We start from the raw sequence: 14,818 nt of genomic DNA, 5'->3' as shown, positions 1-14,818 counted from the left end.
CCGGATGAACCGTATCGTGATCGTGGTCGTGGCGGCGGCAGTGGTGTTGGCGACTCTGGGCGCCGGGTACTGGTGGGGGCGGGCGCAGTCGGGATCGGGCAGCCCGGCGACCGGCGGCACCGGGGCCGCGCCGGACGAGCGCGAGGTCCTCTACTGGTACGACCCGATGGTCCCGGACCAGCACTTCGACAAGCCGGGCAAGTCGCCCTTCATGGACATGATGCTGGTCCCCAAGTATGCCGACGAAGCGGCTGGCGCTGGAATCTCGATCGCGCCCGGCATGCGGCAGAGCCTCGGGATCCGGGTCGCGCCGGCCGAGCTCGGCCGGCTGGAGCGCGCGCTGACGGTGCCGGGCACCCTCGGCTGGGATCTGCGCGCCGAGCACGTGATCAGCGTGCCGGTCGAAGGCGTCGTCAGCCGGCTGCACGTCAAGACGCCGTTCGAGTCCGTGCGTGCGGGCCAGCCGCTGGTGAACGTGCTGGCCCCGCGCTGGGGCGTGGCGCTGGCGGAGGCCGGCGCGCTGGACGGGGCCGGCTCGGCCTCGGCGCAGGCGTTGCGTTCGGCCGCGCGGCAACGCCTGCGTGCGCTCGGCTTGCCGAGCGGCGCGCGGGCGGCCGGCGACGGCAGCATCGTGCTGACTTCGCCGGTCACCGGCGTGGTCAGCGAAATCGGCGTGCGCGAAGGGGATGCCGCCATGCCGGGCACGATGCTGTTGCGGGTCAACGGCACCGACACGATGTGGCTGGTCGCGGCGGTGCCGCAGGCCGATGTCGCCGGATTGCGGGCCGGCACGCCGGTGCAGGCCCGCGTGAGCGCGTTTCCGGGGCGGCAGTTCACGGGTGAGGTCCAGGCCTTGTTGCCCGACGTCGACCCCGACAGCCGAACCCAGCAGGCGCGGATCGTGCTGGACAACCCGGAAGGCCTGCTGGCGCCGGGCATGTTCGCCGAGATCGGTCTGCAGCCCGAGCGCGGCAAGGAGGAGGTGCCGCTGGTGCCGACGGACGCCGTCATCGGCGCCGGCGAGCGGTCTCACGTGATCGTCCGCGACGAGAACGACAGGTTCGTGCCGGTGGCCGTCCGGACCGGACGCAGCAACGGAGGCCGCACCGAGATCTTGAGCGGGCTGAAAGGCGGCGAACCGGTGGTGGTGTCCGGGCAGTTCCTGATCGACTCGGAGGCCAGCCTGTCGGGGCTGCTCGAACGTCTCGAATCGACCAGGGCGCAAGAAAGCGAAGGCAAGACCGGAGGGAAGGAGACGGAACGCGAATCGGACCTGCACGAAGCTGACGCCACCGTCGAGTCCATCGAAGACGGGAAGGTGACGCTCAAGCACGGTCCGTTCCCGACGCTGAACATGCCGGGCATGACGATGGACTTCGCGCTGGCCAACCCGGACGTGGCCAAGGACCTCCAGGCAGGCGACCGCGTACGCGTCTTCGTCCGCTCCGACGACGAGGGGCTGACGGTGGAACGGCTTGAGCCGATGGAGGCGCAGCCATGATCGCGCGCATCATCCGCGGCTCGATCGCCAACCGGGTGCTGGTGCTCGCGGCCGCGGCGGCGCTGGCGGCGTGGGGGCTGTGGGCGCTGGCGCGAACGCCGCTCGACGCGCTGCCGGACCTGTCCGACGTGCAGGTCATCATCCGCACCGAGTGGCCGGGGCAGACGCCGCGCATCGTCGAGGACCAGGTCACCTATCCGTTGACCACGACCATGCTGTCGGTCCCCGGGGTCAGGACGGTGCGCGGCTTCTCGTTCTTCGGCGACTCCTACGTCTACGTGCTGTTCGACGACGACACCGATCTGTACTGGGCGCGTTCGCGCGTGCTCGAATACCTGAGCCAGGTGCGCGGCGAGTTGCCCGAAGGCGTCAATCCGTCGCTCGGCCCGGACGCGACCGGCCTGGGCTGGGTGTACCAGTACGCACTGGTCGACCGTACCGGGCAGCATGATCTGGGCGAGTTGCGATCGCTGCAGGACTGGTTTCTGCGCTACGAGCTCAAGACCGTGCCCGACGTGGCCGAAGTCGCGAGCCTGGGCGGCATGGTCCAGGCCTGGCAGATCGTGCCCGACCCGCAGGGGCTGGCGGCGCGCGGCATTACCGTCGCCCAGCTGACGGAGGCGATCCAGGCCGCCAACGGCGCCACCGGCGGCTCGGTGATCGAGCAGGCCGAGGCCGAGTGGATGGTGCGCAGCGAGGGCTACCTGCAGGACCGGGCGGATTTCGAAACCATCCCGGTGACCGGCGGCCCGGCACCGGTGCTGCTGCGCGACGTGGCGACGGTGCAGCGCGGGCCGACGCTGCGACGCGGCATCGCCGAGCTCGACGGCGAAGGCGAGGTCGCCGGCGGCATCATCGTGCTGCGGACCGGCAAGGATGCGCTCACGGCGATCCGGGCGGTCAAGGATCGACTCGCGGCGTTGCAAGCCAGCCTGCCCGACGGGGTCGAAGTGGTCCCAGTGTACGACCGCTCCGAACTGATCCTGGACGCGGTGCGCAACCTGGCGAAGAAGCTCGGCCAGGAGTTCCTGATCATCGCGCTGGTGTGCGCACTGTTCCTGTGGCACCTGCGCTCGTCGCTGGTGGTGATCGTCAGCCTGCCGCTGGGCGTGCTGGCCGCCTTCATCGTCATGTACTACCAGGGGATCAGCGCCAACCTGCTGTCGCTGGGCGGCATCGCGATCGCGATCGGCGCGATGGTCGATGCTGCGGTGGTGATGATCGAGAACGCGCACAAGCACGTCGAAGCCTGGCGCCTGGCGCACGAGGATCGTGACGAACCCTCGGCCGTCGAGCGCTGGGGAATGATCGTCGATGCCGTCGGCGAAGTCGGGCCGGCGCTGTTCGTCAGCCTGCTGGTGATCACACTCTCGTTCGTGCCGGTGTTCGCGCTGGAGGCGCAGGAGGGACGGCTGTTCTCGCCGCTGGCCTTCACCAAGACCTACGCGATGGCCGCCGCCGCGGGCTTGTCGATCACCCTGGTGCCGGTGCTGATGGGTTACCTGGTCCGCGGGAAATTCCGCGCGGAGTCGGAAAACCCTGTCAACCGCGCACTGCTCGCCGGCTACCGGCCGGTGTTGAACTGGGTGCTGCGTTTCCCGCGGCTGACCCTGGCCGCGGCCGGCGGGGTGTTGCTGCTGACCGCGCTGCCCTATATGAAGCTCGGCAGCGAATTCATGCCGCCGCTGGACGAAGGCAGCCTGGTCTACATGCCCACCGCGCTGCCCGGCCTGTCGGCCGGCAAGGCGGCGCAGCTGCTGCAGCAAAGCGACCGCATGATCAAGGCCGTGCCCGAGGTGGAGCACGTGTTCGGCAAGGCCGGGCGCGCGCAGACCACCACCGATCCGGCGCCGCTGGTGATGTTCGAATCCACGGTGACGTTCAAGCCGCGCAGCGAATGGCGTGCGGGCATGACCATGGACAAGCTGATCCAGGAACTGGACCAGGCGGTGCAGTTGCCCGGCCTGACCAACCTCTGGGTGCCGCCGATCCGCAACCGCATCGACATGCTGTCGACCGGCATCAAGAGCCCGATCGGGATCAAGGTCAGCGGGCCGGATATCGACGAGCTGGCGCGACTGGCCGAGCAGATCGAGAAGATCGCCTCCGGGGTGCCCGGGGTCGGCTCGGCGGTGGCCGAGCGGATCGCCGGCGGGCGCTATCTCGATGTCAGCGTCCGTCGCGAGGCCGCCGCCCGCTATGGCCTCAGCCAGGCCGCGTTGCAACGGCTGATCGCGACCGTGGTCGGCGGCGCGCCGATCGCCCAGACCGTCGAGGGTCGCGAACGCTACCCGGTGGTGCTGCGCTATCCGCGTCCGCAACGCGACAGCGTGGCGGCGCTGGAACGGTTGCCGATCGTGGCCGCCGGCGGTGTGCAGCTGACCCTGGGCCAGGTGGCCGACCTGAAGCTCACCTCCGGGCCGTCGATGCTCAAGAGCGACGACGCACGGCTGACCAGCTATGTCTACGTCGACCTGGCCGGGCGCGACGACCCCGGATCAGGTCCGGGGCGGGCTCTGGGCCCGGTGGTCGCCGACCTTCAGGACGCGGTTGCCGAACAGGTGCAGCTGCCGGCCGGTTACGCGGTGCAATGGTCGGGGCAGTTCGAATTCATGCAGCGCGCACGGGCGCGGCTGCAGATGGTGGTGCCGATGACGCTGGCGATCATCTTCGGGCTGATCTATCTGGTGTTCCGGCGAGCCGCGGAAGCGGCCATCATCATGCTCAGCCTGCCGCTGGCCGTGATCGGCGGATTCTGGCTGATCTGGGCCATGGGACACGCGGTCTCGGTCGCGACCCTGATCGGCTTCATCGCCCTGGCCGGCGTCGCCGCCGAGTTCGGCATCATCATGCTGCTGTACCTGCGCAATGCCTGGCAGCGGCAACTGGAGGCGAACCCGAACGCGGGCGCGGCCGAACTCGACGAAGCGATTCGCGAAGGCGCGGTACAGCGGGTGCGGCCGAAGGCGATGACCGTGGCCGTGATCCTGGCCGGCCTGTTCCCGCTGATGATCGGCGGCGGCGCCGGCTCGGAAGTGATGCAGCGCATCGCCGCACCGATGATCGGTGGCATGCTCAGCGCGCCGTTGCTGTCGATGCTGGTGATCCCGGCGGCCTACCTGCTGCTACAGCGGAGCCGGCTGGCCCGCGCAAGCCATCGTGCCCGCCATACCCTGTCGGAATGACAGGGACACCCGCCCATCGACCGGAGGACGAGGCGACTTCGACGGCTGAATTCGGATGTGCGCGGCCTCAGCGTTTGACGTACCCGATCCACGAAAACAGCGGGCGCCCGAACGCCAGGCACAGCAGCGACAGCACGGTCACGGCGCCGACGTGCCAGAGCAGCGTCATCAGCGCGCTCTCTCCGCCGTGGAACAGGCTCACGCCCGCGGCCGACAGGGCCGCGGCACTCAGCGCCGACAGCATCGCCGTGGGCGCGGGGCGGACGACGCCGGCATGCCGCACCATCAGCAGCATCACCAGACCGAGCGGAACACTGGTCATGGCGATCGCGACGGCGCATTCCGAACTGGCCATCTCCAGCACGAAGGCCTCGCTGCCCATGCGGGCGGCATCGCGCAGGCAGCCCCAGCCCAGGCCGCCCAGCCACAACGCGAGCGCCGGCAGCGGAAGCCAGGCCCAGCGCGGCGAGCGGCCCGGTACGCTGATCTGGAAGACCGCGTAGGCGGCGAGCACGCCGGTCAGGACGCTGGCGATCCATTCGACCAGCGCCGGCGGCGCGGCAAGATGCGCCGCCAGGCCGGGGCGCAGACCATAGGCGGCGACGATCGCAATGACGAGCGCGGTGGCCATCGCGACCCACAGCAGCGTCCGTCGCAACGGCGATGCGAGCGGGCGGACCGGCCTGGCCTGCGCGGTCAGCTGGTCGATGAGGCGGCTGGTGTCAGTCATGCGGTTCTCCCTTTCCCGCCAAGGCTTGCCGCAACGTTTTCAACGCGCGATGGCAGGCCACTTTCAGCGCACCGACGCTTTGCCGGCTGCGGGTCGATGCCTCGCCGAGCGACAGTTCTTCCAGGTGCAGCAGGCGGATCGCCTGCTGCTGTTTCGGCGGCAGTCCGTCGACGGCTTCGTGGATCGCACGGCTGTCGTGAAGGTGGGTCGTCGCTTCGTACGGGCCGGGCGACGCCTCCTGCAGGCGATCCAGCGCGTCGCCGGCGTCGGTTTCATGCGCGGCGCGGCGCGAGCGGCGCCGGAGCAGATCGATGCAGCGGCGCGTGGCGATCGTGGCCAGCCAAGGCTTGAACGGCCGCCCACGTTCGTAGGTGTGGCGGATGTCGTGGACGACCAGCAGGATTTCCTGCAACGCATCCTCCGCATCCGCACCGCGGCCGAGGTAGCGATGCGCGATCGTCCGGAGGTAAGGGCTGATGTCACTGAGCAGCGCGTGGTACGCCGCCCGGTCGCCGTCCTGCGCGCGCACCATCAATCCGGCCCATGCCGCGCCGCTGTCATGGGCACGCTCGGGCGAATCGCCGCGGATGGCGGATGGGCCATGCTGGGGCATCGACGTGGTCGACTCCGGTCGCTGGAACGGGAGGATGGTGGCCATGATGCGGCGGTCCGGTGCGATCACCAAGCGCAATGTCGCGCTCAGGCGCGATCGCGGCGGGCGATCAGGTGGTCCAGGGAGACGCGCCCCGGCCCCCTGGCCATGAGGTAGAGCATCGCCACGGCCCACATCCCGTGCGTCGCGAACGCGTCGGGGTAGACGAAGACCTGGATCACCAGCGTCATGATCAGCAGCGCGAACGCCGAGAAACGCGTGGCCAGCCCGATCAGCAGCAGCAGAGGAAGCACGTGCTCGGCGACAGCGGCGGTCGTGGCGGCCAGTTCGGGCGGAATCAGCGGCAGCGCGTATTCACTGCGGAACAGCTCCACCGCGTTCCCGGACATCCGCGGCAGGCCGAGTTCGACGGTGCGGCCGATCGGGTCCAGCACCAGCCCTTCGATCTTGGTCTGCCCGGACAGCCAGAAGGTGACCGCGATCGAGAACCGCGCCAGCAGGGCGATCGCGCTTTGGGGAATGCGCTCGAAGAGGGCGATCACCCCCCACACGCCTCGCACGGCGGCGGCCGAAGGGCCCGGTCGGGTGTTCGGGGTGGCTGCTGCGAAGGTGTCCATGTCAGTGCTCCGGGGTGGGATCGAACGCGGTGACCAGGCCGTAGCGCATCAGGAGCGCGAACAGCGCGCCGCCGTCGACCTCGGTGCCGGCGGCATGCATGGCGGCGGCGAAGGACTGCCCGTCGCGAAGCGCGTCCAGCCAGGCGACGGCGCCGTCGGGCAGGGCAGTGGCGGCGACATCGAACGCCGGTCGGGTGATCAGCACGTCCTCGGCGCGCGCGACGTCGATGCCGGCGAGGCTGGCCTCGGCCATGTCCTGCAGCCTTTGGTGCGCGCGCCAGATCGAATACGCGGCATGGCGGCCGCGGAACCAGCCACAGGCGGGATGGAGCACCGCGCGCGTCGCGGCCAGTCGTTCGGGCGTTTCGAGCAGTTTGCGGTAGGCCGTGTCCGCGACCGGCGTGGCGTCGGCCGCGTGATAGGTGCGGATGCGCAGCGCTTCGATCCTGGCGACCTCCGCGAGGTAGGGCACGGCGGCGGCCGGCGGGAACCGGGCGATGAAGTCCGGAAAGCCGATCGCGTAATCGGTCAGCACCGGGCTCTGCGGCGGTTCGGCCAGGACGCGTTCGCGCGCCATCGCACGAAAGAACTCCGGGCCGACCAGGACCTGGGTGACTGGGAACGATTCGGCCAGCGCATCGACCAGGCCGACGACGACGTTGTTGCGGTGCACGGCGAACCTGCGTTCGGCGCGCCGCCGGTCGCGGTTCTCGACGCCGGCAGGCACCTCGAGGACCGGCTGCAGCAGCGCGGCGGCGAACTCCCCCAGCCGCAGCGGCGCAGCGGCGGCGTCCCGTTGCGAGCCAGCCTGCCGGGCGTCGGCGCCGCTCATGCCGCCGTCTCCTGCGCGGTCGTACCGATCCCGTCCAGGATCGTCTCCGCCCGCCGCGCTTCCTCGCGCAGCGTCGCGTAGTCGGGCACGTGGTTGTCCCACTCGATGAGGGTCGCGATCGGTCCGGTCATCGCCAGGGTGCGCGCGTACAGCGCCCAGACGGCATCGGCGACCGGCGAACCGTGGTTGTCGATCAGCAGCAGGTCGCCGTCGACGTCGCGTTCCTCCGCGTGTCCGGCGAGATGGATCTCGCCGACCGCGCGCAGCGGCAGTGCCGCCAGGTAGGCCAGCGGATCATGGCCATGGTTGCGGCACGACACGTGGACGTTGTTCACGTCCAGCAGCAGCCCGCAGCCGGTCCGGCGCACGATGGCCGACAGGAAGCCGGGCTCGTCGTAGGCGCTGCCCTCGAATTCCAGATAGGTCGCCGGGTTCTCCAGCAGCATGCGCATGCCGAGCCGGCCCTGCACCAGGTCGATGTGCGAGCAGACCCGGTCCAGGGTGCGGGCGTCGTAGCGCAGCGGCAGCAGGTCGTTGAAGAACCGGCCGTGGTGCGTCGACCAGGCGAGATGTTCGGAGAAGGCCTCGGGCCGATAGCGGGCGATCAGCGTCGCCAGCCGATCGAGGTGGGCGGGATCCGGCGGGTCCTCGCCGCCGACGGACAGGCCGACGCCGTGCAGCGAGAGCGGCAGCCGCTCCCGGAGTGCGGCGAGTTGGGCATGCGGCGCTCCGCCGGCGCCCATGTAGTTTTCGGCGTGCACCTCGATGAAGCCGGGCGGCGCGACGTCCGCCCGCAGCGCATCGAAATGACGGGGCTTGAATCCGACACCGGCCCGCACGGGCAGGCCGGTGCCGGCCGGAGAAGATTCGGCGATGGAGGGGGATGAGGGGAGGTTCACCGACCTGTCTCCGAAAGGGCCAGGGGGCTTACGACTTCTTCGGTTCGAACGGCTCGAGCTGGCCGTGGCCGGTGGGCGAGGTCTTCGACGCGGTCTGCGTGCAGGTGCCGGCCGGCACGTACTTCCAGGCGTTTGCCTGATAGTCGGTCCTGGAGGTGCCGGCGCAGGTCGTGCCGGGGCCGGCGGCGCAATCGTTCTTGCCGGCGAGCGCGACGCCGTAGCATCTTTCCTTCTCGGCGCCTTTCTCCTGGGCCTGTGCGGGCGAAGCGCCCATGGCCAGCGCCGAACCGAGCGCGGTGGCGAGGGCGAGCGCGGGAACGGCGGAATGAATCCGGGTGGTCATGAAGAGTCTCCTGAAGCGGTTGAGGGAAGAGCGAGGCGTCGTCAGGCACCGAGAGCGGCGCCTGATTGCCCCCGCATCAGGACGATTCGTTCGACGGGGCGAATGGTTACGTTGCAGCGCGCATCGACGAAACGAAAGACATGAGAAGCCGGGCGCCGGCGAGCGCGTGAAGGGCAATCGCATGCGATCCCTTGCGACGATCTCGATGGGCCTGCTGCTGAGCCTGTTTTCCGGTCTCGCGCCGGCCGCCCGGCAAGGCGGGCCCGAGCCGCCGTTCTTCCGGGGCGGCACGCGGCCCGGCGGCGGCCGCGACGACACGCCCGGATTGATGCGTCGCTGGCGGTGCCGTGCGCGTCCACCGCCCGCGGCATCACCGTGCCGTGGACGCTGGTCGCCAGCGCGCCGCTCGGCGTGGCGCTGGTGTTCAGCCGGTTGATCTTCGACACCCGCCAGCCGATGGCGGCAGATGGGACCGGTATGTCGTCTGACGTTCCCGAACGGCCCGACTGCCCGGCGTTGCCGGCGCTACTCCAGGCTCGCCAGCACGTGCTCCGCGCTCGAGACCTTGAACTCGCCCGGGGCCTCGACGAACAGCTGCTTCACCACGCCGTCCTCGGCGTACAGGGCGAAGCGCTTGGCGCGGGTGCCCATGCCGTAGGCGCTGGCGTCCATCTCCAGCCCCAGCGCGCGGGCCAGGTCGCCGTTGCCGTCCGACAGCATCAGCATGCCTTGGGGCACGTCCAGGCTGTCGCCCCAGGCCTTCATCACGAACGGGTCGTTGACCGCCATGCAGGCGACGTCGATCCCGCGGGCGCGGAACTCGTCGAAATGCTTGACGAAGCCGGGCAGGTGCCGCTCCGAGCAGGTCGGGGTGAAGGCGCCGGGGACGGCGAACAGCACCACTTTCTTGTCGTCGAACAAGGTCGGGGTATCGATGGCCTGGATGCCGCCGTCGATGTGCTTGAGCACCACCTCGGGGATCGGGTCGCCGGGCTGGATGGGCATGCGGGTGTCCTGTGAGGGTCGACTGAACGCAGTCTAGCGGTTCCGTGTCGAGGGAGCGGCAAAGGCCCTTGAAAGGTGGCGCCGGAGGACCTAGCTGTGTGGGCATCCGGCCGCGATGGCCGTGCCACAGCAACGGAGACAAGATCGATGAGACACCCGGTCCGCTATTCGCAGTGGCCGATCCAGTCCTCGATGCAGGACGAGATCCGCCAGGTTTTCAACCAGTTCTTCAACAACGAGGACGGGCAGGACGAATCGTCCGTCGTCACCAGCCAATGGATGCCGCGCGTGGACATCAAGGAGGAGGACGGCCGCTTCGTGATCTTCGCCGACCTGCCGGGCGTCGATCCGCAGCAGGTGGAGGTGCTGATGGACAAGGGCATCCTCAGCATCCGCGGCGAGCGCAGGTCCGACACCGACGGGGAGAACGCCCGCTTCTCGCGCGTCGAGCGCCGCACCGGCAGCTTCCACCGCCGCTTCGCGCTGCCCGACAGCGCCGATCCGGAGGGCATCACCGCCAACGGCCACAACGGGGTGCTGGAGATCAGCATTCCCAAGCGTCCGGAGACCACGCCGCGACGCATCCAGGTGGGGCCGGGCAGCACCGCGCGGCAGTAACGGCGCCGCGGCCGCGGCTCGCGATCCGGCCGCCCGTCCCGTCACGGCCTGCAGGCGTGCTTGCAGGCCGTGGCGTTTGTGGGATCCTCGGGCACGGCGAAGATCGTCGTGTACCGGCTTTCGCCGGCGTACCGCGCGACCGCGGCTCCGATCCCAGCGCAAGGTGAAGCATGCAGTTCAAGGACTATTACGAGATCCTCGGCGTCGAGCCGGGCGCGGGCGACGCGGAGATCAAGACCGCCTATCGCCGGCTGGCGCGTAAGTACCATCCCGACGTCAGCAAGGAACCGGGCGCCGAGGAGCGGTTCAAGGCCGTCAACGAGGCCTACGAGGCGCTGCGCGATCCGCACAAGCGCAGCGCCTACGACCAGTTGCGCGCCCGCGGCTACCGTCCGGGCGACGAGGTGCAGCCGCCGCACGGCGGCTTCGGCCAGGGCGGGCCCGGCGGCGCGGACTTCGACGAGATCTTCGCGGGCGGCGGCGCCGGAGGCGGATTCAGCGACTTCTTCGAGGAGCTGTTCGGGCACCGGCGTGCGGGCGGCGGCCCGCGTGCCGGCCGGAGCGGCGGAACGCCGCGCGGCGAGACGCGCGCGCGCCTGGCGGTGCCGCTGGAGGCGGTGTACGAAGGCCGGGCCATCCGGATCGGCGTCAACGACAAGGCGCTGGACGTGCGGATCCCGAAAGGCGTCCGGCCGGGCCAGCTGATCCGCCTCAAGGGGCAGGGTGCCGGCGGCCAGGGCGATCTGCTGCTGGAGATCGAGTACGCCGCGCATCCGCATTTCGAGGTCGACGGTGCCAATGTCGTGCACGTGCTGCCGGTGGCGCCCTGGGAGGCGGCGCTCGGAGCGGGGGTCAGCGTGCCGACGCTGGGCGGGCCGGTGGAGCTGAAGATCCCGCCCGATTCCGAAGCCGGGCGCAAACTGCGCCTGCGCGGCCGCGGCCTGCCGGGTGCGCGCGGCGCCGCGGCCGGGGACCAGATCGTGGAACTCGAGGTGCTGGCGCCGCGCGCGGAGAACGAGGCGCAACGCAAGGCCTACCGCGACCTGCAGGACGCCTTCGGCAGCGGCTGGCGACGAGCGTGATCCAGCGCCGGAGCGTGATCCGGCCGGTGTGGCTCAGCCTGCGACAGGCGCCTGCGGTTTGGCGGAACCGGCGTCGCCGGCGGTGAGGATGCTGGCGATCACGTCCGACAGCTCGCTTTCGCTGAAGGGCTTGGTGAGATAGCCGCGCGCGCCCTGGCGCATGCCCCAGATGCGGTCGGTTTCCTGGTCCTTGGTGGTGACCAGCACGACCGGGATGTGCCGGGTGGTGGGCTCGCGGGTGATCGCGCGGGTGGCCTGGAACCCGTTGAGGTTCGGCATCACCACGTCCATCAGGATCAGGTCCGGAAGCTCGCGCTTGGCGGCGTCGACGCCGGCCTGGCCGTCTTCGGCCGGGAGCGCTTCATGGCCGAGCTTTTCCACGATCCGGCGGATGCCGGCCAGCTGTGACGGCGAGTCGTCGACGATCAGGATGCGCGCCATGGTGTTCCCCGGATTCAACGTGAGGATTGTAACGGCGGTGCCGACGCTCGCAAGCGACGGCGTCGACCGCCTCCGTACCGTGCGGGTCCGGTCCAGGCGAATCAACCGCCTGCGTCACGGAATTGAAGTGGAACGTCGCGCGCGTTTCACTCGAATGTGACCAATGTCCGCCCGCGCGAACCCCCGGCCAGCATGCGCGCGAACACGTCCGGCAACTGCTCGAGCGACGCCTCGCGGGTGCAGATGCGGTCGAGGTGGCGGGGCTTCCAGTCGGACGCGAGCCGGCGCCAGACCTCGTCGCGGATCCCGCGCGCGGTGCCGGCCGAGGCCACGCCGAGCAACGAGACGCCGCGGATGATGAAGGGCATCACCGTGGCCGGCAGGTCGTGGCTGGCGGCGAGCCCGGCGCTGGCGACGTTGCCGTAGGGTGCGGTCTGCGCGAGCAGGCTGGCCAGCATGGGGCCGCCGACGTTGTCGAGGCCGCCGCCGAAGCGCACCGAGTCCATCGGTCGCGCGGTCGCCAGCGCGTCGCGGCCGAGCACCGCGTCGGCGCCGATCGACCGCAGATAGCCGCTGTGCTCCGGCTTGCCGCTGATCGCGTGCACCCGGTAGCCGGCGCTGCTGAAGATGTCGACGGCCAGCGAGCCGACGCCGCCGGTGGCGCCGGTCACCGCCAGCGGGCCGAGGTCGGGGGTCTGCCGGTTCTCGCTCATGCGCAGCAGCGCCAGCGCCGCGGTAAAGCCGGCGGTGCCCAGGACCATGCTCTCGCGCAGGTCGAGTCCGGCGGGTAGCGGGATCGCCCAGCGCGACTCGAGGCGGGCGTATTCGGAGTAGCCGCCGTCGCGGGTCTCGCTCAGTCCGCAACCGGTGACCAGCACCGCGTCGCCTTCCTTGAAGGCTTTGTCGGTCGACGCGGCGACATGGCCCGCGACATCGATGCCGCCCACCAGTGGGAAGCGCCGCAGGATCTTGCCCTGGCCGGTGCCGGCGAGGGCGTCCTTGTAGTTGACCGAGGAGTACGCGGCCTTGATCACGATTTCGCCGGGCGCGAGGTCCTCCAGCGAAACGTCCTCGATGCCGCTGCGATAGCCGGCGTCGTCATTGTGGATGCGGAAGGCGCGGAAGGTCGTTGGAATGGAGGCCATGTCCCGGATCCGTCATCCCGGCGAAGGCCGGGATCCAGAAAGCCGATTCTGCGTCAGTCGAGGTGCGTGCGAAAGCCCGGACAGGCTTCACGACGAACTGCGATGGTTGCTATGCGATCTCGCGACAGAGATCACGCATGGCGGATTCGCCGACTCGATCAATCGCAGTCGTCGTGGATACCGAAGGCGCGGAAGACTGGGGAATGGAGGCCATGTCCCGGATCCGTCATCCCGGCGAAGGCCGGGATCCAGAAGGCCGATTCTGCGTCAGTCGAGGTGCGTGCGAAAGCCCGGACAGGCTTCACGACGAACTGTGGTGGCTGCCTATGCGATCTCGAGGTAGAGATCACGCGCAGCGGATTCACCGACTCGATCAATCGCAGTCGTCGTGGATACGGAGGCCGCGGAAGACTGATGAAATCGAGGTCATGTTTCAGATCCGTCATCCCGGCGAAGGCCGGGATCCAGAAAGCCGATTCTGAGTCAGTCGAGGTGCGTGCGAAAGCCTGGACAGGCCTCACGACGAGCTGTACCTATGCGATTTCCGGATAGAGATCCCGCCACTGCGGATTCGCCGACTCGATCAACCGTAGTTTCCACGCACGTTTCCATTCCTTGAGCGCCTTCTCCCTGCCAATCGCGGACGCCATGGTCGGGTGGGGCTCGTACCAGACCAGCGTGTGCACGCGATGGCGCTGCGTGAAACCCGCGACCAGATCATGCCTGTGCTGCCAGATTCGCGCCGGCAGGTCTGAGGTCACGCCAATGTAGAGGGTGCCGTTGCGTCGGCTTGCGAGGATGTAAACGCAGGGAATCCTTTCCCGCATGAGGGTGTCCTGTCGTCGATGGGACAAGCCGGCTTCCAGCCGCTCGCAGATTCTCGCGCAGCTTGCGGGTGCTGACAACGCGCGGGCCTGGATCCCGGCCTGCGCCGGGATGACGGGGCGGAGCGCGGGTTGGTGCACGTTCGGCCGCCGTGCGGCGGGATCGCTTAGCGCAACGCCCGGCGGCGCTTCTCGTCGAGCCGCGCCGCGCGGAGATCAGGGCGCCGGCGGCGATGAACGCGTCGCCACGCGTCGCGATCGTTTCGCCAAACGCCGGAACTGCTCACCGCAACGCCCGGCGGCGCTTCTCGTCCAACCACTTGGATGCCTGCGCCGGCTCGTACGCGCGCATCCAGGCGAGCAGGGCGTCGATGTCGTCGCCGGTCCACAGGTCGTCGCGCTGGTCCGGGTGCAGGAAACGCTGCTCGACCATCCGGTCCATCATCGCGATCAGCGGCGACCAGAAACCGGCGATGTCCAGGAACGCGCATGGCTTGCGGCCGATGCCGAGCTGGCGCCAGGTCAGCATCTCGACGATCTCCTCCAGAGTGCCGAAGCCGCCGGGCAGGGCGACGAAGCCGTCGGCCAGGTCGAACATGCGCGACTTGCGCTCGTGCATCGAGCCGACGATCTCCAACGCGGTGACACCGCGATGCGCGACCTCCCAGTCGACCAGCTGTTGCGGGATCACGCCCGTCACCTCGCCGCCGGCTTCGAGCACGGCATCGGCAACGGTGCCCATCAGGCCGATGTTGCCGCCCCCGTAGACCAGGCGGATGCCGTCCTTCGCCAGGCGCGTGCCGAGCGCGATGGCGCGCTCGGCGTAGAGCGGATCGCTGCCGGCGTTGGAACCGCAGTAGACGCAGAGGCTTTTCATCGGGATGGTGATTCGTGATTAGTGATTGGTGATTCGCAAAAGCGAACGCCGAGCTTACGCCCGGCGTTCAGTGGAACAGAAAAATCGGGGGTGACGTGGCCGCTTT

15 protein-coding genes are annotated in these 14,818 nt (G+C 69.6%); 4 read left to right on the top strand and 11 right to left on the bottom strand.

Annotation, left to right across the window (positions count from 1 at the left end; translation table 11 throughout):
* Positions 1-4 precede the first annotated feature (4 nt).
* Together U3649_RS13075 and U3649_RS13070 are read left to right on the top strand one after the other, a co-directional pair.
* A complete protein-coding gene (locus U3649_RS13075; RefSeq protein ID WP_407354618.1) occupies positions 5-1,501 on the top strand; it encodes an efflux RND transporter periplasmic adaptor subunit in 1,497 nt (498 codons plus the stop codon).
* Positions 1,498-4,686, top strand: coding sequence for an efflux RND transporter permease subunit (locus tag U3649_RS13070; protein WP_407351750.1), 3,189 nt, complete (start codon positions 1,498-1,500; stop codon positions 4,684-4,686). The genes U3649_RS13075 and U3649_RS13070 overlap by 4 nt, the downstream gene beginning before the upstream one ends.
* A gap of 67 nt (positions 4,687-4,753) precedes the next feature.
* On the opposite strand, the gene U3649_RS13065 is transcribed toward U3649_RS13070, so the two are convergent.
* The 7 genes from U3649_RS13065 to U3649_RS13035 form a co-directional block, all read right to left on the bottom strand.
* Positions 4,754-5,416, bottom strand: a complete 663-nt coding sequence (locus U3649_RS13065; protein WP_407351749.1) for an NrsF family protein — start codon at positions 5,414-5,416, stop codon at positions 4,754-4,756.
* Positions 5,409-6,074 carry an RNA polymerase sigma factor gene (locus U3649_RS13060; RefSeq protein WP_407351748.1) on the bottom strand — a complete coding sequence of 222 codons (666 nt, stop codon included), beginning with the start codon at positions 6,072-6,074 and terminating at the stop codon, positions 5,409-5,411. Before U3649_RS13060 ends, U3649_RS13065 begins: the two co-directional genes overlap by 8 nt.
* A gap of 41 nt (positions 6,075-6,115) precedes the next feature.
* Positions 6,116-6,646 (bottom strand): DoxX family protein, encoded by a 531-nt coding sequence (locus tag U3649_RS13055; RefSeq protein ID WP_407351747.1) that lies wholly within the window; start codon positions 6,644-6,646, stop codon positions 6,116-6,118.
* 1 nt (position 6,647) lies between these two features.
* The gene (locus tag U3649_RS13050) at positions 6,648-7,478 is read right to left on the bottom strand and encodes a putative DNA-binding domain-containing protein (RefSeq protein ID WP_407351746.1); all 831 of its coding nucleotides are present in this window, start codon (positions 7,476-7,478) and stop codon (positions 6,648-6,650) included.
* Positions 7,475-8,377, bottom strand: coding sequence for a DUF692 domain-containing protein (locus U3649_RS13045; protein ID WP_407351745.1), 903 nt, complete (start codon positions 8,375-8,377; stop codon positions 7,475-7,477). The genes U3649_RS13050 and U3649_RS13045 overlap by 4 nt, the downstream gene beginning before the upstream one ends.
* 28 nt (positions 8,378-8,405) lie before the next feature.
* A complete protein-coding gene (locus U3649_RS13040; RefSeq protein WP_407351744.1) occupies positions 8,406-8,720 on the bottom strand; it encodes a DUF2282 domain-containing protein in 315 nt (104 codons plus the stop codon).
* A gap of 525 nt (positions 8,721-9,245) precedes the next feature.
* A complete protein-coding gene (locus U3649_RS13035) occupies positions 9,246-9,725 on the bottom strand; it encodes a peroxiredoxin (protein WP_407351743.1) in 480 nt (159 codons plus the stop codon).
* Positions 9,726-9,872: 147 nt separating this feature from the next.
* Here U3649_RS13035 and U3649_RS13030 point away from each other — a divergent pair, with 147 nt between their 5' ends.
* On the top strand, positions 9,873-10,343 hold the full coding sequence (locus tag U3649_RS13030) for an Hsp20/alpha crystallin family protein (RefSeq protein WP_407351742.1): 471 nt from the start codon (positions 9,873-9,875) through the stop codon (positions 10,341-10,343).
* A 170-nt stretch (positions 10,344-10,513) separates the two neighbouring features.
* A complete protein-coding gene (locus tag U3649_RS13025) occupies positions 10,514-11,425 on the top strand; it encodes a DnaJ C-terminal domain-containing protein (RefSeq protein ID WP_407351741.1) in 912 nt (303 codons plus the stop codon).
* A gap of 33 nt (positions 11,426-11,458) precedes the next feature.
* Here U3649_RS13025 and pilH read toward each other — a convergent pair whose 3' ends face one another.
* The 4 genes from pilH to U3649_RS13005 form a co-directional block, all read right to left on the bottom strand.
* The gene (gene pilH, locus U3649_RS13020) at positions 11,459-11,866 is read right to left on the bottom strand and encodes a twitching motility response regulator PilH (RefSeq protein WP_370562976.1); all 408 of its coding nucleotides are present in this window, start codon (positions 11,864-11,866) and stop codon (positions 11,459-11,461) included.
* Between the two features lie 146 nt (positions 11,867-12,012).
* Complete coding sequence (locus U3649_RS13015; protein WP_407351740.1) at positions 12,013-13,011, bottom strand: YhdH/YhfP family quinone oxidoreductase; 999 nt, start codon at positions 13,009-13,011, stop codon at positions 12,013-12,015.
* A gap of 533 nt (positions 13,012-13,544) precedes the next feature.
* Positions 13,545-13,838, bottom strand: a complete 294-nt coding sequence (locus U3649_RS13010) for a GIY-YIG nuclease family protein (protein WP_407354617.1) — start codon at positions 13,836-13,838, stop codon at positions 13,545-13,547.
* A 280-nt stretch (positions 13,839-14,118) separates the two neighbouring features.
* The gene (locus U3649_RS13005; RefSeq protein WP_407351739.1) at positions 14,119-14,712 is read right to left on the bottom strand and encodes a TIGR00730 family Rossman fold protein; all 594 of its coding nucleotides are present in this window, start codon (positions 14,710-14,712) and stop codon (positions 14,119-14,121) included.
* Positions 14,713-14,818 lie beyond the last annotated feature (106 nt).

Origin of the sequence: Luteimonas sp. R10 (genome assembly GCF_045689605.1) — a bacterium.
Classification (GTDB): domain Bacteria; phylum Pseudomonadota; class Gammaproteobacteria; order Xanthomonadales; family Xanthomonadaceae; genus Luteimonas.
Note: the sequence above shows the minus strand (reverse complement) of the source record. Positions and strands in the feature narration are given on the sequence as shown.

Excerpts from the sequence above, each read along its gene's own strand:
- U3649_RS13075 (WP_407354618.1), top strand. The coding sequence starts at position 5 with ATGAACCGTATCGTGATCGTGGTCGTGGCGGCGGCAGTGGTGTTGGCG.
- U3649_RS13070 (WP_407351750.1), top strand. The coding sequence starts at position 1,498 with ATGATCGCGCGCATCATCCGCGGCTCGATCGCCAACCGGGTGCTGGTG.
- U3649_RS13065 (WP_407351749.1), bottom strand. The coding sequence starts at position 5,416 with ATGACTGACACCAGCCGCCTCATCGACCAGCTGACCGCGCAGGCCAGG.
- U3649_RS13060 (WP_407351748.1), bottom strand. The coding sequence starts at position 6,074 with ATGGCCACCATCCTCCCGTTCCAGCGACCGGAGTCGACCACGTCGATG.
- U3649_RS13055 (WP_407351747.1), bottom strand. The coding sequence starts at position 6,646 with ATGGACACCTTCGCAGCAGCCACCCCGAACACCCGACCGGGCCCTTCG.
- U3649_RS13050 (WP_407351746.1), bottom strand. The coding sequence starts at position 7,478 with ATGAGCGGCGCCGACGCCCGGCAGGCTGGCTCGCAACGGGACGCCGCC.
- U3649_RS13040 (WP_407351744.1), bottom strand. The coding sequence starts at position 8,720 with ATGACCACCCGGATTCATTCCGCCGTTCCCGCGCTCGCCCTCGCCACC.
- U3649_RS13035 (WP_407351743.1), bottom strand. The coding sequence starts at position 9,725 with ATGCCCATCCAGCCCGGCGACCCGATCCCCGAGGTGGTGCTCAAGCAC.
- U3649_RS13030 (WP_407351742.1), top strand. The coding sequence starts at position 9,873 with ATGAGACACCCGGTCCGCTATTCGCAGTGGCCGATCCAGTCCTCGATG.
- U3649_RS13025 (WP_407351741.1), top strand. The coding sequence starts at position 10,514 with ATGCAGTTCAAGGACTATTACGAGATCCTCGGCGTCGAGCCGGGCGCG.
- pilH (WP_370562976.1), bottom strand. The coding sequence starts at position 11,866 with ATGGCGCGCATCCTGATCGTCGACGACTCGCCGTCACAGCTGGCCGGC.
- U3649_RS13015 (WP_407351740.1), bottom strand. The coding sequence starts at position 13,011 with ATGGCCTCCATTCCAACGACCTTCCGCGCCTTCCGCATCCACAATGAC.
- U3649_RS13010 (WP_407354617.1), bottom strand. The coding sequence starts at position 13,838 with ATGCGGGAAAGGATTCCCTGCGTTTACATCCTCGCAAGCCGACGCAAC.
- U3649_RS13005 (WP_407351739.1), bottom strand. The coding sequence starts at position 14,712 with ATGAAAAGCCTCTGCGTCTACTGCGGTTCCAACGCCGGCAGCGATCCG.